Annotated in this window: 14 protein-coding genes and 1 pseudogene; 11 read left to right on the plus strand and 4 right to left on the minus strand. The window is 73.0% G+C overall.

The features are described 5' to 3' along the window. Positions 1 to 22 precede the first annotated feature (22 nt). The 3 genes and pseudogenes from ACFYP0_RS01310 to ACFYP0_RS01320 all read right to left on the minus strand — a co-directional run bounded on the left by ACFYP0_RS01310 (position 23) and on the right by ACFYP0_RS01320 (position 2742). Positions 23 to 1372, minus strand: coding sequence for an FAD-dependent oxidoreductase (locus ACFYP0_RS01310; protein WP_356976530.1), 1350 nt, complete (start codon positions 1370 to 1372; stop codon positions 23 to 25). Between the two features lie 109 nt (positions 1373 to 1481). Further along, positions 1482 to 1814 (minus strand): annotated as a pseudogene (locus ACFYP0_RS01315) (TcmI family type II polyketide cyclase); the annotation flags it as partial. A 130-nt stretch (positions 1815 to 1944) separates the two neighbouring features. Continuing rightward, positions 1945 to 2742 carry an AfsR/SARP family transcriptional regulator gene (locus tag ACFYP0_RS01320; RefSeq protein WP_124858858.1) on the minus strand — a complete coding sequence of 266 codons (798 nt, stop codon included), beginning with the start codon at positions 2740 to 2742 and terminating at the stop codon, positions 1945 to 1947. A gap of 424 nt (positions 2743 to 3166) precedes the next feature. Here ACFYP0_RS01320 and ACFYP0_RS01325 point away from each other — a divergent pair, with 424 nt between their 5' ends. From ACFYP0_RS01325 to ACFYP0_RS01375, 11 genes are all read left to right on the plus strand, one after another. Further along, complete coding sequence (locus ACFYP0_RS01325) at positions 3167 to 3505, plus strand: TcmI family type II polyketide cyclase (protein WP_091408771.1); 339 nt, start codon at positions 3167 to 3169, stop codon at positions 3503 to 3505. After that, positions 3502 to 5250 (plus strand): acetyl-CoA carboxylase carboxyltransferase subunit alpha, encoded by a 1749-nt coding sequence (locus ACFYP0_RS01330; protein WP_355496335.1) that lies wholly within the window; start codon positions 3502 to 3504, stop codon positions 5248 to 5250. Before ACFYP0_RS01325 ends, ACFYP0_RS01330 begins: the two co-directional genes overlap by 4 nt. Continuing rightward, positions 5247 to 5777: an acetyl-CoA carboxylase biotin carboxyl carrier protein gene (locus ACFYP0_RS01335; RefSeq protein ID WP_356976527.1), complete on the plus strand. Its 531-nt coding sequence runs from the start codon at positions 5247 to 5249 to the stop codon at positions 5775 to 5777. Before ACFYP0_RS01330 ends, ACFYP0_RS01335 begins: the two co-directional genes overlap by 4 nt. 19 nt (positions 5778 to 5796) lie before the next feature. Then, a complete protein-coding gene (locus ACFYP0_RS01340; RefSeq protein ID WP_356976525.1) occupies positions 5797 to 7227 on the plus strand; it encodes an acetyl-CoA carboxylase biotin carboxylase subunit in 1431 nt (476 codons plus the stop codon). Then, positions 7224 to 7979, plus strand: a complete 756-nt coding sequence (locus ACFYP0_RS01345; protein ID WP_356976523.1) for an SRPBCC family protein — start codon at positions 7224 to 7226, stop codon at positions 7977 to 7979. The genes ACFYP0_RS01340 and ACFYP0_RS01345 overlap by 4 nt, the downstream gene beginning before the upstream one ends. Beyond that, a complete protein-coding gene (locus ACFYP0_RS01350) occupies positions 7972 to 8376 on the plus strand; it encodes a cupin domain-containing protein (RefSeq protein WP_112587250.1) in 405 nt (134 codons plus the stop codon). The genes ACFYP0_RS01345 and ACFYP0_RS01350 overlap by 8 nt, the downstream gene beginning before the upstream one ends. Beyond that, positions 8373 to 9647: a beta-ketoacyl-[acyl-carrier-protein] synthase family protein gene (locus ACFYP0_RS01355; RefSeq protein ID WP_124858863.1), complete on the plus strand. Its 1275-nt coding sequence runs from the start codon at positions 8373 to 8375 to the stop codon at positions 9645 to 9647. The genes ACFYP0_RS01350 and ACFYP0_RS01355 overlap by 4 nt, the downstream gene beginning before the upstream one ends. Before the next feature lie 76 nt (positions 9648 to 9723). Next, complete coding sequence (locus ACFYP0_RS01360) at positions 9724 to 10980, plus strand: beta-ketoacyl synthase N-terminal-like domain-containing protein (RefSeq protein WP_124858864.1); 1257 nt, start codon at positions 9724 to 9726, stop codon at positions 10978 to 10980. Further along, positions 10977 to 11294 carry an antibiotic biosynthesis monooxygenase family protein gene (locus ACFYP0_RS01365; protein WP_124858865.1) on the plus strand — a complete coding sequence of 106 codons (318 nt, stop codon included), beginning with the start codon at positions 10977 to 10979 and terminating at the stop codon, positions 11292 to 11294. The genes ACFYP0_RS01360 and ACFYP0_RS01365 overlap by 4 nt, the downstream gene beginning before the upstream one ends. Positions 11295 to 11447: 153 nt before the next feature. Then, positions 11448 to 12275, plus strand: coding sequence for a M55 family metallopeptidase (locus tag ACFYP0_RS01370; RefSeq protein WP_124858866.1), 828 nt, complete (start codon positions 11448 to 11450; stop codon positions 12273 to 12275). 413 nt (positions 12276 to 12688) lie between these two features. Beyond that, positions 12689 to 14038, plus strand: coding sequence for a class I adenylate-forming enzyme family protein (locus ACFYP0_RS01375; RefSeq protein ID WP_356976519.1), 1350 nt, complete (start codon positions 12689 to 12691; stop codon positions 14036 to 14038). Here ACFYP0_RS01375 and ACFYP0_RS01380 read toward each other — a convergent pair. After that, complete coding sequence (locus ACFYP0_RS01380) at positions 13966 to 14652, minus strand: 4'-phosphopantetheinyl transferase family protein (protein ID WP_244219076.1); 687 nt, start codon at positions 14650 to 14652, stop codon at positions 13966 to 13968. The two genes, ACFYP0_RS01375 and ACFYP0_RS01380, sit on opposite strands and share 73 nt — an antisense overlap. Between the last annotated feature and the right edge of the window lie 9 nt (positions 14653 to 14661).

The raw sequence follows: 14661 nt of genomic DNA on the forward strand, positions 1-14661 counted from the left end.
CCCGGGTCGGGCGATGCGGGGTTCAGTCCCGGTCGCCCTCGTAGGTGTGGAAGTCGTCGACGAATCGGCGACGGAGCCGTGGTACCCGGCTGGTCACTCCGAAGTAGCCGCGCGCGCCGAGCAGCGCGAGCCGACCCACCACCGGTCGGTACATCCGGTCGTCGCCGCTGGTGCCGCTGCGGTTCAGCGATTCGGCGACCCGGGCGAAGCCGTACGGCGCCATCACGGCCTCGTAGTCGGCGACCGCCTGGAGCAGCGTCTTGTCGCCGGCGGTGGCGCGGCTGAGCTGTGCGCAGAGCAGGCGGGCGTCGCGCAGCGCGGTGTTCGCGCCCACGCCCCGACCTGGCGTCATGGTGTGGATGGCGTCGCCGAGCATGGTGACGGTGCTGCTCTTCCAGGGCGGCACCGGCTCGGACGTGGACACTTTGATCGGTAGGGCGCTGGCCGGGTCCGCGTGGGCGAGCAGTTCCCGTAGGTGCGGGTGCCAGTTCGAGGTGAGGTCCAGGGCGACCTGCACCAGGTCCTCACCGCGGCGTTCCATGATGTCGGCCGGGAACCGGTTGACCGCACTCCAGATGATCAGATTGATGTTGTCGGTGGTGGTGTCGTGGGCCAGGCCGGGCCAGTCTCGGAGCAGGGCGGCGTCGGGCTCGCTGACGCCGGGCTTGATCGCGCGTTCGGCGTCCCACTTGAACTCCATGACGTGCAGCACGCCCATCATGCCGCCGACGCCGAAGATCAGCGAGATGCCCTGCTGGACCCGCTCCGGAATGAGACCGCGGGTGTGCGGGGTCAGCGGGATCCGGGTGGCGATGTTGATCGTCCCGGCGTCGCGGGTGACGGCGTGCGGCAGGTACTGGCGGCGTACGGCGGAATGGGTGCCGTCGGCCGCCACCAGCAGGTCGCCGGTGGCGCTGGTGCCGTCGGCGAAGTGCGCGGTGACCGTGCCGTCGTCGCGCTGCTCGTACCGGGTGAAGGTCTTGTCGAAGTGCACCACGTCCTCCAGGCCGGTCAGCAGCACCTGGCGCAGCACCATCCGGGCCACCGAGTGTTCGGTGCGGACCGGGTCGGCGCTCGGCCGCAGCGCGAACGACGCGGTCTGGCGGAGCCCCTGGGTGACGACGTTGAAGTAGTGCGGCGGCCGGGCACAGGTGGCCAGGAAGGTGGCGAACAGCTCCGGGGGCAGACACTCCCGCAGCGCCCGGCTACCGGTGGGGCCGATGCCGACCCGGTAGCCGAGCAGCCCTTCGGCGCGGTCGCGGTGCCGTTCGTAGACGGCGACGCTGATCCCGGCGCGGCGCAGGCCGTGCGCCAGGCACAGCCCGCCCGTGCCCGCGCCGATGATCAGGACGTGCGGCGGCGCGGCGGACATGTCAGCCGGCCGGGTGCGCGGCGGGCGCCTCGGTAACGGCCGGGCGCGGACCGGGCGCCTCGGTGCCGGCCGGGCGCGCGGTGGGCACGTCGGTGCTGGTTGGGCGCGCTGCCGGCGCATCGGCCGCGTCCCACCGGTAGAAGCAGCCGGCGATCGCGTCCCGGGGGGAACGCCAGGTCGGCAGGTACGGCGACGTGTGCGCGGAGAGCCGCTCGTTGACCTGTCGGAAGAGCGGGTGGTTGCGGGCCGCCGCGAGCGCGTCCGGGTCGACGTCGTCCGAGGTCTCCAGCAGGTGTACGCACAGGTCGTGCAGGCAGTACAGGGAACGGTGCGTGACACCGGTCAGGCTGGGCAGTTCGGTGGCGTCGGATTCGGCGAAGATCTGCGCGACCCGCCCCTCCGCTCCCGGGATGATCCGGCTGACGATCAGTAGACGACTCATGGGACCCCTTCCGCCGGTGGCCTGCCCAACCCCTCGGGGATCGGTGCCACGTGCTCTGTGCGCCCACCGTGCCGCAGCGACTGTCACATCACCGTCACGTACGCCGACCGGGCGGTGACGGGCACCGCCGTCACGTACGCCGAACGGCGGGTGACGGGCGGTCGGTGATGGCCTCGCGGCTGGCCTGTCGGATCGGGGCGAGGGTGTCGTCGAGCAGGGCGCTCATGGCGGGGCTGGGCTCCAGCCGCAGCTCCCGGCGCAACAGGTCCCGGTAGACGTAGAAGGCGTGCACGGCTTCGAAGGCGTTGCCCTCGGCCAGGTGGATGCGGACCACCAGTCGGTGTGGTGTCTCCCGTAACGGCTCGGCGGCCATCGCCTCCAACGCGGCTTCGAGGGCCTGGCCGTGCCGCCCCGCGGCCAGGTGGTGCCCGGCCACCTGTTCCAGCATGTGCAGGCGGAGTTGGCGCAGGCGTTCCCGGTCCAGCAGCACCCAGTCGTCGTACCAGCCGGGTAGGAGGTCGTGCCGCCCGGCGGCCAGCGCCCCGGCCGCGGTGCGCGGGTCGTCGCCGTCCCGGACCCGGGCCGCGGTGCCGACCAGGTCGTCCACGTCGAGCCGGACCGCCGGGCCGAGGCGCACGGTGTCGCTGGCCACTGTCATCGGGCAGCAAGGGTCCTGTCGCAGCCGCCACAGGGCGGTACGTAGGGAGGACAGCGCCCGTTCCTCCGACGCGTCGGGCCAGAGCAGCCCGGCGAGCTGGCTGCGGGTGGCGCCGGGGCGGAGCCCGATCAGCGCGATCACCCGTTGCAGGCCGCGCGGCACCACGACCGGCACCGCCTCTCGGAGGAGTCGGAAGCCTCCGAGCAGGTGCAGTGAGACGCCCTCCTCGGGCGGGTCTCCGGCGGTCGGCACGGACGGATCAGCGGCCACGGCGGCACCCCCTGCGGAACGCTCGTCCCGACTGTCTGCTGTGTCCCGGATCGGTTGCCCTCGACGCCACTGTCGACCCCGCCGATCGCGGCGTGGCCGGGCGTGGCCCCGCCGCCGAGGCCGCCGGACTGGCCACGCTGAAGATTATCAATCACGGTCACTTTGCGTCAACGCCAGCGTGGACCTTCTATTGGTGGCAGCCAACCCGAGATCGGTTCTGAACTGCATAAACATTAGGGCGTGGAGCGCGCTCGGCGCATAGCTGATACACAGGTTGCGTCAACGCAGCGTCACCACCATCCGTCGCTGACCGATCCGGCGCGGTGACGCCGCCGTGACGAGGATCGGCGCATCGTGTCGGCAGTCGTCCAGCGCGTCCGGGGGCCACCCGTCGCCGGCCGGACGCTGTGGGGGGAGGCCCAGTATGGACCGATCGCTGATCGTCGCGAAGGTGGATCCGACCGCCGAGGAGCGGGTCGCCGAGATCTTCGCCGAGTCGGACGCGACGGAGCTGCCGCGCCTGGTCGGTGTCCGGCACCGCTCGCTGTACCGACTGCACGACCTCTATGTGCACCTGCTCGAGACCGCGCAGCCGGCGGAGGGCGCGGTGGAGGCCGCTCGTGACCATCCCGAGTTCATCCGGGTCAGTGACCGCCTGCGCCCCTACGTGTCGCCGTACCTGTCGACCTGGCGCTCGCCGCGTGACGCCATGGCGCGGTGCTTCTACCGGTTCGACGCGCCTGACACCGGGCGGCGGTCGTGACGGCCACCGCGCCGCGCGAAGAGCAGCTCTGGTCCCGCTGCGCCGGCTGCGCCAGTCTGCTCTACCGCAAACGGCTGCGCCGCAACCTCGACGTCTGCCCGGAGTGCGGCGAACATGCCCGACTCGGCGCGCCGGAACGTCTGCGCCAACTGGTCGACCCGGGTTCGCTGTGCCTGCTGCCCGACCGACCGCCGGAGGCGGACCCGCTCGACTTCGTCGACGTGCTGCCGTACCCGCACCGGCTCACCGGCGCGCGGGCCAGCACGGGCCTTGCCGAGGGGGTCGTCTGCGCCACGGCCACCATCGGTGGGCACCCGGTGGCCCTGGCGGTGATGGACTTCCGCTTCCTCGGCGGCAGCCTGGGCTGCGCGGTGGGCGAGCTGATCACCCGGGCGGCCGAACGGGCGCTGGACGACCGCACCCCGCTCGTCCTGATCACCGCCTCCGGCGGGGCGCGGATGCAGGAGGGCGCGCTGTCGTTGATGCAGATGGCGACCGTCAGTCAGGCCATCGCCGCGTTGCGCGAGGCAGGGCTGCTCACCGTGAGCGTCCTCACCGACCCGACCTACGGCGGGGTGGCCGCCTCGTTCGCCACCAACACCGACCTGGTGCTCGCCGAGAGCGGCGCGCGGATGGGCTTCGCCGGCCCTCGGGTCATCCGCCAGATCACCGGGAGGGCCCTGCCGGAGGGCTTCCAGACCGCCGACTTCCTGCTCCGACACGGGCAGGTCGACATGGTGGTGCAGCGCCGGTCGCTGCGCGCACGGCTGATGGCACTGCTCGCCGCGACCCGCGCCGGCCGTCCGGCGCGTTCGCCCGTACCCCGTCAGGAGCCGGCGTCGCACCGCGAGCGCGTCGCCGACGACGGCGCGGTCCTGGCGCGGCCGACGGGCCCGGTGGCCGAGGGAGACGCCGGCACCCCGGCGGTACGCGACGCGTGGGACACCGTCCGGATGGCGCGGCACCCCGGGCGGCCCACCACACTGGACTACCTGGACTCCGTCTTCGACGGGTTCGTGGAGCTGCACGGCGACCGGCTCGGCGCGGACTGCCCGGCCATCGTGGGTGGGGTGGCGCGGTTGGCCGGCCGGCACGTGATGGTCATCGGCCACCAGAAGGGGCACACCACCGCCGAGTTGGTCGCCCGCAACTTCGGCATGGCCAGCCCGTCCGGGCACCGCAAGGCGCTGCGGCTCATGCGCCTCGCGGCCCGCCTCGGCCTGCCCGTGGTCACCCTGGTGGACACGCCCGGAGCCGACCCCGGGGTGAGCGCCGAGGAGCAGGGCCAGGCGGCGGCCATCGCCGAGAACATCCTCACCCTCACCGTGCTGCCCACCCCCGTGCTCGCGGTGATCACCGGTGAGGGCGGCAGCGGCGGCGCGCTGGCGCTGGCGGTGGCCGACCGGGTGCTGATGCTGGAGAACGCCGTCTACTCGGTGATCAGCCCCGAGGGGTGTGCGGCGATCCTCTGGCCGGACCGGTCCGCGGCGCCGCAGGCCGCCCGCGCGTTGCGACTGACCGCACCCGACCTGCGCCGGCTCGGGGTGGTCGACGAGGTCGTGTCGGAGCCGTCGAGTGCCGCGCACGACGACCCGGCGGAGACTGCCCACCGGTTGCGCGCCGCCCTGCTGGCCAACCTTCTGCCACTGCTGGACGTGCCGCCGGCCATCCTGGTCCGCCTGCGTCGGCAACGCTTCCGACGGTTCGGCGCGAACCGCGTCGGCGCCCGGGCGGGCCTGCGATGACCGCCGGCGACCGGGCGCTGTCGACCATTGACGCGTCCGACGACGTCGGAGTGGACGGCGAGGAGGCCCTCGCCGGGCTGCGCCGGCAGGCGCAGCACCTGATCGCCGAGCTGGCCGGGCCGGTGCGCCGGATCCGGCTGCGCAGCGGGCCGGCGGTGCTGGAGGTCGAGTGGCACCCCGAAGACGCGACCCGACCGGACGTACCCCTGCCCCGGGCCGAGGCGGCACCGGCGGTCGTGTCGGCGCCCGGCGCCGCACCCGCGCTGCTCCGGCCGCCGGTGCCTGGGCGCGCCGCGGTGCGGGCACCGATCGTCGGCACGTTCTACCGGGCGCCGGAGCCCGGCGCGCGGCCGTTCGTCGCGGTGGGAGACCTGGTCCGCCCCGGTCAGCCGGTGGCCATCGTCGAGGCGATGAAGCTGATGAACGAGGTGATCGCCGACCGGGCCGGCCGAGTGGCCGCGATCCTCGTCGAGGACGGCCAGCCGGTCGAGTACGACCAGCCGCTCGTCGAACTGGACCCGGCATGACGGCGCGGGGTGGTTGACCATGTTCGAGACCGTGCTGATCGCCAACCGGGGCGAGATCGCGCTGCGGGTGCTGCGCGCCTGCAAGGAGCTCGGCGTGCGAACGGCGGTGGTCTACTCCGCCGCCGACGCCGACTCGGCGGCGGTCCGCCTCGCCGACCAGGCCGTCCGGATCGGACCGGCGTCGAGTCGGCGCAGCTACCTCAACGCCGCCGCCATCGTGGAGGCGGCCCGGCAGGTGGGGGCGCAGGCCGTGCACCCCGGTTACGGCTTCCTCTCCGAGGACGCCGACTTCGCCGAGATCTGCGCTGACAACGGGCTGACGTTCATCGGCCCGCCACCGGCGGTGATGGCCGCGCTGGCCGACAAGTCCTCGGCCCGCGCGCTGATGAGCCGCGCCGGCCTGCCGCTGTCGCCGGGCAGTGTCGCGCCGGTGCCGACCGCCGCCGCGGCGGCCGAGGTGGCCGACGCCGTCGGCTACCCGGTGATCGTGAAGGCCGCCGCCGGGGGCGGGGGCCGGGGGATGACCGTGGTGCGCAGCCCGGGCGAGCTGCGTCGGGCGTACACCCGGACCCGGGCCGCCGCGCAGGCCGCCTTCGGCGACGACCGGGTGTACGTCGAGCGTTACCTCACCGAGGCACGGCACGTCGAGGTGCAGGTGCTCTGCGACGCCCACGGCAACGGGGTTCACCTGGGCACCCGGGACTGCTCGGTGCAGCGCCGGCACCAGAAACTGGTCGAGGAGGCACCCGCGCCGGCGCTGCCCGCCGCCGTTCTCGACACCATCGCCGAGACCGCGCTGCGGGGCGCGCTCGAAGTCGGCTTCGTTGGTGCCGGCACGTTGGAGTTCCTGGTCGACGCCGAGGAGAAGTTCCACTTCCTGGAGATCAACTGCCGGATCCAGGTGGAGCATCCGGTCACCGAGATGGTCACCGGGATCGACCTGGTGCACGAGCAACTGCACATCGCCGCCGGCGTACCGCTGCGGTGGCGGCAGCAGGAGATCCGCCTGCACGGCGTCGCGGTGGAGTGTCGGGTCAACACCGAGGACCCCGGGCGCGGCTTCGCCCCCACCCCCGGCCGGTTGGAGCGGTTCACCCCACCCGGCGGCCCGTTCACCCGCGTGGACACCCACGCCAGCGCCGGCTACCTGGTCGGCCCCTGGTACGACTCTCTGCTCGCCAAGGTGATCGTTTGGGCGCCCGACCGGGAGTTGGCCCTCAACCGGCTGGAACGTGCCCTGGACGAGTTCGACATCGCCGGTCCGGGGGTGCACACCACCATCCCGTTCGTCCGGCGGGTGCTCGACGACGCCGCATTCCGCAAGGGCCGCTACACCACCGGCCTGGTCGACCGTCTGCTCGCCGCGCCCGTGCCGGGGCTGACGGTCACTCCCGCACCGCGCACCGCGCCCGCCGCAGATCCCGACGCAACCCACAGGAGGACCCGATGACCGTCACCCATGGTCGCCCGATGACCGCCGAGATCACCGACATCCTGGTGGCGCACTGCGGGCTGGACGCCGACGCCGCGGCCCGGGCGCCCGCCGCGTCGCTGGAGGAGCTGGGCATGGACTCGCTCGCCCTGCTGGAACTGTCGGCGGTCGTCGCCGACCGCTGGCAGGTGGCCATCCCCGAGCAGGCCGGACAGTTGAGCATCCCGGCGGTGGCCGACCTGGTCGCCCGCCGCGCCGACCCGCCCGGGCACACCGAGAACAGCGTGGTCATCGACGCGCCGCTGGGGCTGGTCTGGGAGGTCACCAACGACGTGGCGAACTGGACCGAGCTGTTCACCGAGTACGCCGTGGTGGAGATCCTGCACCGCGAGGGGCACACGGTGCGGTTCCGCCTCACCATGTACCCCGACGAGAACGGGGTGTCCTGGAGCTGGGTCAGCGAGCGCACCGCCGACCCGGTGAGCAGGCAGGTCCGGGCACACCGGGTGGAGACCGGGCCGTTCGAGTACATGCGCATCCACTGGCGCTACACCGACGAGGCCGGCGGCACCCGGATGACCTGGACGCAGGACTTCGCGATGAAGCCGACCGCGCCGGTCGACAACGCCGCGATGACCGAGCGGATCAACACCAACAGCGTGATCCAACTCGCGGTGATCAAGGACCGGTTGGAGCGGATCGCCTGGCAGCGCGCCGACCAGGGCAGCCCGACCACCAGCGGCGCACCGACGGGAGCCGACGATGAGTGACCTGAGCACCCGCCCGATCGCCGCCCGGGACGTACCCGCCGACCGCCGGCGCGGCGGTGAGCTTCGGGTGCTGCTCGGCCCCCGCACCGTCGGCAGCACCTCGGGTTTTCTCGGGGTGGCCACGCTCGAGCCGGGGGAGCGGATCGCCGAGCACTACCACCCGTACAGCGAGGAGTTCCTGTACCTGGTGCGGGGCGCGATCACCGTCGACCTGGACGACCAGCCGACGCTGCTGGCCGCCGGTGAGGGGCTGTTCGTACCGGTGAACGTGCGGCACCGGCTGCGCAACACCGGCGTCGAACCGGCCGAGGTGGTCTTCCATCTGGGCCCGCTCGCCCCCCGGCCCGAACTGGGCCACGTCGACACCGAGTTGGTCGAACAACGGGGCGGGTCATGACCGGGCGCCGCACGGTGGTGACCGGGATCGGGGTGGTCGCCCCGGGCGGCGCCAGCCGGGACCGCTTCTGGAAGACCATCACCGAAGGGCGCACCGCCACCCGGCGGATCAGTTTCTTCGACCCGTCGGCGTTCCGGTCGCAGATCGCGGCGGAGTGCGACTTCGACCCGGTCGCGGCGGGGCTCAGCGAGGCCGAGCGACGCCGGGCCGACCGGTACGTGCAGTTCGCCCTGGCCTGCTCCGCCGAGGCGGTGGCCGACGCCCAGTTGGTGCTCACCGACGGGGAACGGGACCGGGCCGGGGTGGTGCTGGGCACGGCGGTGGGCGGCACGATGGCGTTGGAGCAGGAGTACGTCACCGTGAGCGAGCACGGCCGACGTTGGCTGGTGGACGGGGCGCGCGGTGGCCCGTACCTCTATCAGGCGCTGGTGCCCAGCAGCCTCGCGGCGGACGTGGCCTGCCGGCACGGGTTGCACGGCCCGGCGCAGGTGGTGTCCACCGGCTGCACCTCCGGCATCGACGCCATCGGGTACGCCCACCAGATGATCGTGGACGGTGAGGCGGACGTGATGCTGGCCGGCGCGTCCGACTCGCCGATCTCGCCGGTCACTGTCGCCTCGTTCGACGCGATCAAGGCGACCAGCCCGGACAACGACGACCCGGCACACGCCTCCCGCCCGTTCGACGCCGACCGGCACGGGTTCGTGCTGGCCGAGGGCGGGGCGGTGCTCGTGCTGGAGGAGGCCGGGCACGCCCGGCGGCGGGGAGCGCACATCTACTGCGAGGTGGCCGGCTACGCCAGCCGCAGCAACGGCTTTCACATGACCGGGCTGCGGCCCGACGGGCTGGAGATGGGCCTTGCCGTCACCGACGCGCTCCGACAGGGCCGGATCCTGCCCGAGCAGGTCTCCTACATCAGCGCGCACGGGTCGGGCACCCGGCAGAACGACCGACACGAGACGGCCGCGTTCAAGCGGGCGCTGGGCCAGGCCGCGTACCGGATACCGATCAGCTCGATCAAGTCGATGGTCGGGCACTCGCTCGGCGCGATCGGGTCGATCGAGATGGCCGCGTGCGCCCTCGCCATCGAGTTCGGTGTGGTGCCGCCGACGGCGAACTGGAGTACCCGGGACCCGGAGTGCGACCTGGACTACGTACCCAACGAGGCGCGGGAGGTCCCGGTGGACGTCGCCCTCTCGGTGGGCAGCGGGTTCGGCGGCTTCCAGTCGGCGATGGTGTTCCGTCGGATGCTCGGCGCGGTGGCGGCGTGAGCGAGCGTAGCGAGCGAACCATCAGGCACAGCAGCGTGGCGTCTCGCGCCGGCGCGGAGCGAAGCGGAGTGCTGGCGTGAGCGCCGGGGTTGCACGCGCCGTGGTGACCGGCATCGGGGTGGTCGCACCGAGCGGCATCGGCGCGGACGCGCACTGGCGAACGGTCCTCGCCGGCACCCGCCGGACCGGCCCGATCACGTTGTTCGACCCGGCCGGCTATCCGACCCGCTTCGGCGGGGAGGTGCCCGGCTTCACCGCCGACTCCTACGCCGACAGTCGACAGTTGGTGCAGACCGACCGGTGGACGCACCTCGGCTTCGCCGCCACCCGGCTGGCGCTGGCCGACGCCGGCCTGCCCGACCGGGCCCCCGACCCGTACGGCTACGCGGTGACCCTGGCCAGCTCGTCCGGGGGCAACCTGTTCGGTCAGCGGGAACTGCAACGGCTGTGGGGCGGCACGTCCCGGACGGTCGGGGCCTACCAGTCGATCGCCTGGTTCTACGCGGCCAGCGTCGGGCAGCTCTCCATTCACCACCAGTTCAAGGGCCCGAGCGGGGTGCTGGTCGCGGAGTCGGCCGGCGGGCTGGACAGCCTGGCGCACGCCGCCCGCGCGGTGCGCCGCGGCACCCCGGTCGTGATCGCCGGAGCCACCGAGTGCCCGTTGAGCCCGTACGCGCTCGCCTGCCAGCTGCGCTCGGGACTGCTCAGTGACGTCGCCGACCCGGAGCGGGCGTACCGGCCGTTCGACGCCACGGCCAGCGGCTACCTGCCGGCCGAGGGCGGAGCCGTGTTCGTGGTGGAGGAGTTGGGGCACGCCCTGGCCCGGGGCGCCCGGGTCTACGGCGAGGTGAGCGGCTGGGGCTCCACCCACGACGCCGCGCACACCACGGCGGAGAGCACCGGCGACCCGGCCCAGTACGCGCGGGCGATGCGCCTGGCCCTGGACCGGGCGGGTGTCGCCGCGGCCGGAATCGACGTGGTGCTGCCCGACGCGCTCGGTGTGCCCCGTTACGACCGCAGCGAGGCCGAGGCGCTGCGCGCCGTGTTCGCCGACCGGCCGCCCCCGGTGACCACCCAGAAACCGCTGACAGGTCGGGCGTACCAGGGCGGCTCGGCGTTGGACGTGGCCACCGCGCTGCTCGCCTTCGCCCACGACACGTTGCCCGCGTCGGCGGGACCGGACGAGGTGGCCGAGGGCTGTGAGCTGGACTTCCTGCGGGAGCACCGGCAACCGCGAAGCCGACTCGCCCTGATCTGCGCGCGGGGCTTCGACGGGTTCAACAGCGCGCTGGTCCTGCGTGGGGCCGCGCCGATGAGGGGAGAGGCGTCATGAGCGACAAACGGGCCCGGGTGGTCTTTCTGGTACGGGTGCCGGTGCCCCGCACCGAGCAGTTCCTCGCCGCGTACGAACAGGTGCGGCACCTGGTCGCCGGAGGTGTGCCGGGGCACCTGGTCGACCAGGTGTGCCGGTCGTCGACCGACCCGGAGCAGTGGTTGATCACCAGTGAGTGGGCGAGCCTGGCCGACTTCGAAGAGTGGGAACGCAGCCCGGAGCACCGGGATCTCGTACGCCCGATGCGGGAGTGCTTCACCGACGCCCGTTCGCTGCGCTTCCACATCCACGCCCAGACCCCAGCCCTGGCCTGAGGCTCCCCGCGCTCCCGTCGGCCCTCTTCCCGCGATCTTGCACTTGGTGTCGCGACATAGGGGGCATGTCACGCGTCTCGACGACCGAAACTGCAAGATCGGCGTAGTGGGGACGGGCCGAGGGCGCGGCTGTGCCGCGTAGGGTCCTGGGGCATGAAGGTACTGATCTCCGTCGACATGGAGGGCGTCTCGGGGATCGTTCATCCCGCCGAGACGAATCCGGATCGGTACGACTACGAGCGCGGCCGGGCGTTGATGACGGCCGAGGCGAACGCGGTGATCGCCGGGGTCCTCGACGCCGAACCCGAGTCGGTTGTGTGGGTCGCCGACGCGCATGGGACGTTCCGGAACATCCCGCCGGAGGACCTCGACCGGCGTGCTCACCTGGTGCGGGGCAAACCCCGCCCGCTGGGCATGCTCGCCGGGCTGGACGAGCACACGGATGCCGTCCTGCTCGTCGGCTGTCACGCTCGGGCGGGTGCCGGGCCCGCCGTGCTGGCCCACACGATGAGCGACGCCATCCTCGACGTACGGGTGGCCGGGCGGTCGCTGGGCGAGATCGGCCTCAACGTCGCCATGGCAGGGCACCTCGATGCGCCCGTCGTCCTGCTCAGCGGAGACGACACCGCCTGCGCCGAGTTCAGCGCGCTGGTGCCCTCGGCGGTCACCGTCGCCGTCAAGCAGACCCTGGGTCAGGCCGCGGCGGTGGCCCTGCATCCGCAGGAGGCGCGGGAGCGGCTGCGCCACGCCGCCGCCGACGCGGTTGCCCGGCGCGCCTCGATCCCACCGGCGAAGGTGGCCGGGCCGGTTGACGTCGAGGTAGACCTGTACGGGCCGTACATGGTCGACCTCGCGGTTCTTGTCCCGGGTGTTACCCGCGTCGGTGGCGGCCGGACGGTCGCCTTTCACGCCGCCGATGTCGCCGAGGCGTATCGGCTGGTTCAGCTGCTCGTCCAGCTCGCCAGCATCAAACCGAGCTGAGGCCTGTTTCATAAGAACTGGCCGGCCTGCGCCGGATCGCCGCCCGGACACCGCCTCGGCTCGACCGCCCTTGTGAAACAGGCCCTGGCGCCCGAGAGCCGTCTCGCGCGGCCGGCGACCGCGCCGCCATCGGCCGTCCGGCTGACACCGCGCGACGGTTGTGCGAGGGGTCATGCCTCGGTGACAATCTGCCAAGTCGCCCGCCCAATCCTGCCCGCCGAACGGGCTGTCGGCAATCAGGCTCGTCGCTGCTTTTGATCCATCCATTCGCATCTAGCAATGGCTTGGTGGGCGTCGTATGGTTCCCCGCAGCACCCCGACAAGCGTACGTGATGGGCGGATTCGCCCTCTTTCATGCTGGGCGGTGAACGGTAGTGACGGCAGAAGATCCTACGGCGACCGACCCCGGCTGGGTGGACGAAGTCCTTTTCGCCGGCCACCCGACCGACGTTTGTCTCCGTCTGCCCGAGCCCGTCGACCGGGCCAGCCTGCACCGGCTGGTGACCGACGCGCAGGACCGGTTGACCGCCGCCGGACTGCGCCCCGGTGGCGCTGCCGCGCTGCGGTTGCCACCGTCGCTGGCGTACGTGGTGAACCTGCTCGCCACCTGGCGCGCCGGAGGGCAGGCGATCCTGCTCGACCACCGGCTCACCGACCACGAAGTGGACCGGGCGCTGGCCCGGTTGACCCCGCAGGTGGTGGTTGCTCCGGTGCGGACCGGTGGCGGCGCGCTGAAGATCTTCGTCGACGTCACCGAGGGCGTCACCCGGTACGCCGACAGCCCGGCGGTCAGCGGCCATGCCGTGATCCAGCTCAGCTCCGGCTCCACCGGCCCGTCCAAGATAATCGGCCGCACCGCTGCCGACCTGGTCGCCGAGGTGCACCGCTACACCCGGATCGACGGGGTGGCGCTGCCCGGCGAGCGGATCATCCTGCTGCCCTCGATGGTGCACGTGCTCGGCCTGGTCGGCGGCCTGCTCTACGGGCTGCACGCCGGGGTCGAGCTGGTGCCGCCGGAGCGGCTCAGCGGCGACGCCGTGCTGGCCGCGATCAGCGCCGGCACCACACCGGCCACGGTGCTCGGTGTGCCGTTCCACATCGGACTGCTCGCCTCCACCCGCCCGACCGGTCCGCTGCCGCAGCTGCGGCGGATGACCACAGGGGGCGAGTTGGTGCCGCCCGCCGTCGCCCGGGCGTTCACCGACCGGTACGGGGTGCCCCTGGGCAACATGTACGGGATGACCGAGGTCGGGGTGATCGGCACCGACCTGTACGGGTCGCACCGACCGTCGATCGCCCCCGCGCCCGGGATCGAGGTCCGCGAGTCCGGCGGTGAGCTGTGGGTGTCCTGCCCGGCGTCGCCGTACGTCGGCCTGAGCGACCCGACCCGCTGGTCCGACGGCTGGTTGCACACCCGCGACGCCGGCACCGTCGATGAGGACACCGGCCTGGTCACGGTGCGCGGTCGACTCGACTCACAGGTCTCCGTCGGCGGGATGAAGGTCGACCTGACCGAGGTGGAGGCCACTGTCGCCGAGCTGACCGGGGTTGCCGCCGCCGTGGTGGTCTGGGACGACGGCATCACCGCGTACGTCCAACCCGACGGCGCGCTGTCGGAGGAGACGCTGGACAAGCTCCTCGCCGAGCGGTTGGCCGGCTACAAACGGCCCCGGGCGCTGCACCTGCTCGATCAGTTGCCCCGTACCACCACCGGCAAGCTGGTCCGCTCGACCGACGCGCTGCGCTCGGCGGTCACCCCGTGACCGGGCCGCTGCACCACCTCGACGTCGACCGGCGCGCTCGCCCGCACGGCGACCGCCAGGACGAGGCCCCCGCCCAGTCGCGGGTGACCGACCCGCAGGAGTTCGTCGCCGGGCACCGGCCGCAACGGCAGCCCCGGCGGCGGCATCGACCGGTGCAGCCCGCCGTCGCGCAACCCCCGCCCGAGCGCCTTGCCGACCGCCTCCTTGGCGGTCCACAGCCGCAGAAAGTCCACCGTCCGGCCGGCCTCGGGCCGATCGCCCAACCAGGCCAGCTCGGCGGGCGGGAACCAGCGGCGGGCCAGCGCGAGCGCCGGCAGCGGGCGGATCCGCTCCACGTCCACCCCGACCGCGCCGGCCCGACGGGCGGCGACCGCCACCAGCCCGGCGGTGCGGCTGACGCTGACCGCCACCTCGACCGACCCGGTCACGTCGTCGACCCGGACGACCGGCCGTCCCTCGCGGTCGTGCGTCAGCACCAGCTCGGTCTCCGGGCGACCGAGCAGCAGAGCACCCGCCCGCCGCACCAGCACAGCGGCCGGATCCGGCTGACCGCCGGTGTCCCGGCCGACCCACACGTAGGCGGTGTCCCGACCGGACACCGTCAGCTGAGCCACGCAGAGAGG

It is taken from the genome of Micromonospora arida, assembly GCF_042873195.1.
Taxonomy (GTDB): domain Bacteria; phylum Actinomycetota; class Actinomycetes; order Mycobacteriales; family Micromonosporaceae; genus Micromonospora; species Micromonospora arida.

Coding starts and splice junctions, on each gene's coding strand:
- ACFYP0_RS01355 (WP_124858863.1), top strand. CDS start 8,373: ATGACCGGGCGCCGCACGGTGGTGACCGGGATCGGGGTGGTCGCCCCG.
- ACFYP0_RS01350 (WP_112587250.1), top strand. CDS start 7,972: ATGAGTGACCTGAGCACCCGCCCGATCGCCGCCCGGGACGTACCCGCC.
- ACFYP0_RS01340 (WP_356976525.1), top strand. CDS start 5,797: ATGTTCGAGACCGTGCTGATCGCCAACCGGGGCGAGATCGCGCTGCGG.
- ACFYP0_RS01335 (WP_356976527.1), top strand. CDS start 5,247: ATGACCGCCGGCGACCGGGCGCTGTCGACCATTGACGCGTCCGACGAC.
- ACFYP0_RS01345 (WP_356976523.1), top strand. CDS start 7,224: ATGACCGTCACCCATGGTCGCCCGATGACCGCCGAGATCACCGACATC.
- ACFYP0_RS01310 (WP_356976530.1), bottom strand. CDS start 1,372: ATGTCCGCCGCGCCGCCGCACGTCCTGATCATCGGCGCGGGCACGGGC.
- ACFYP0_RS01365 (WP_124858865.1), top strand. CDS start 10,977: ATGAGCGACAAACGGGCCCGGGTGGTCTTTCTGGTACGGGTGCCGGTG.
- ACFYP0_RS01325 (WP_091408771.1), top strand. CDS start 3,167: ATGGACCGATCGCTGATCGTCGCGAAGGTGGATCCGACCGCCGAGGAG.
- ACFYP0_RS01370 (WP_124858866.1), top strand. CDS start 11,448: ATGAAGGTACTGATCTCCGTCGACATGGAGGGCGTCTCGGGGATCGTT.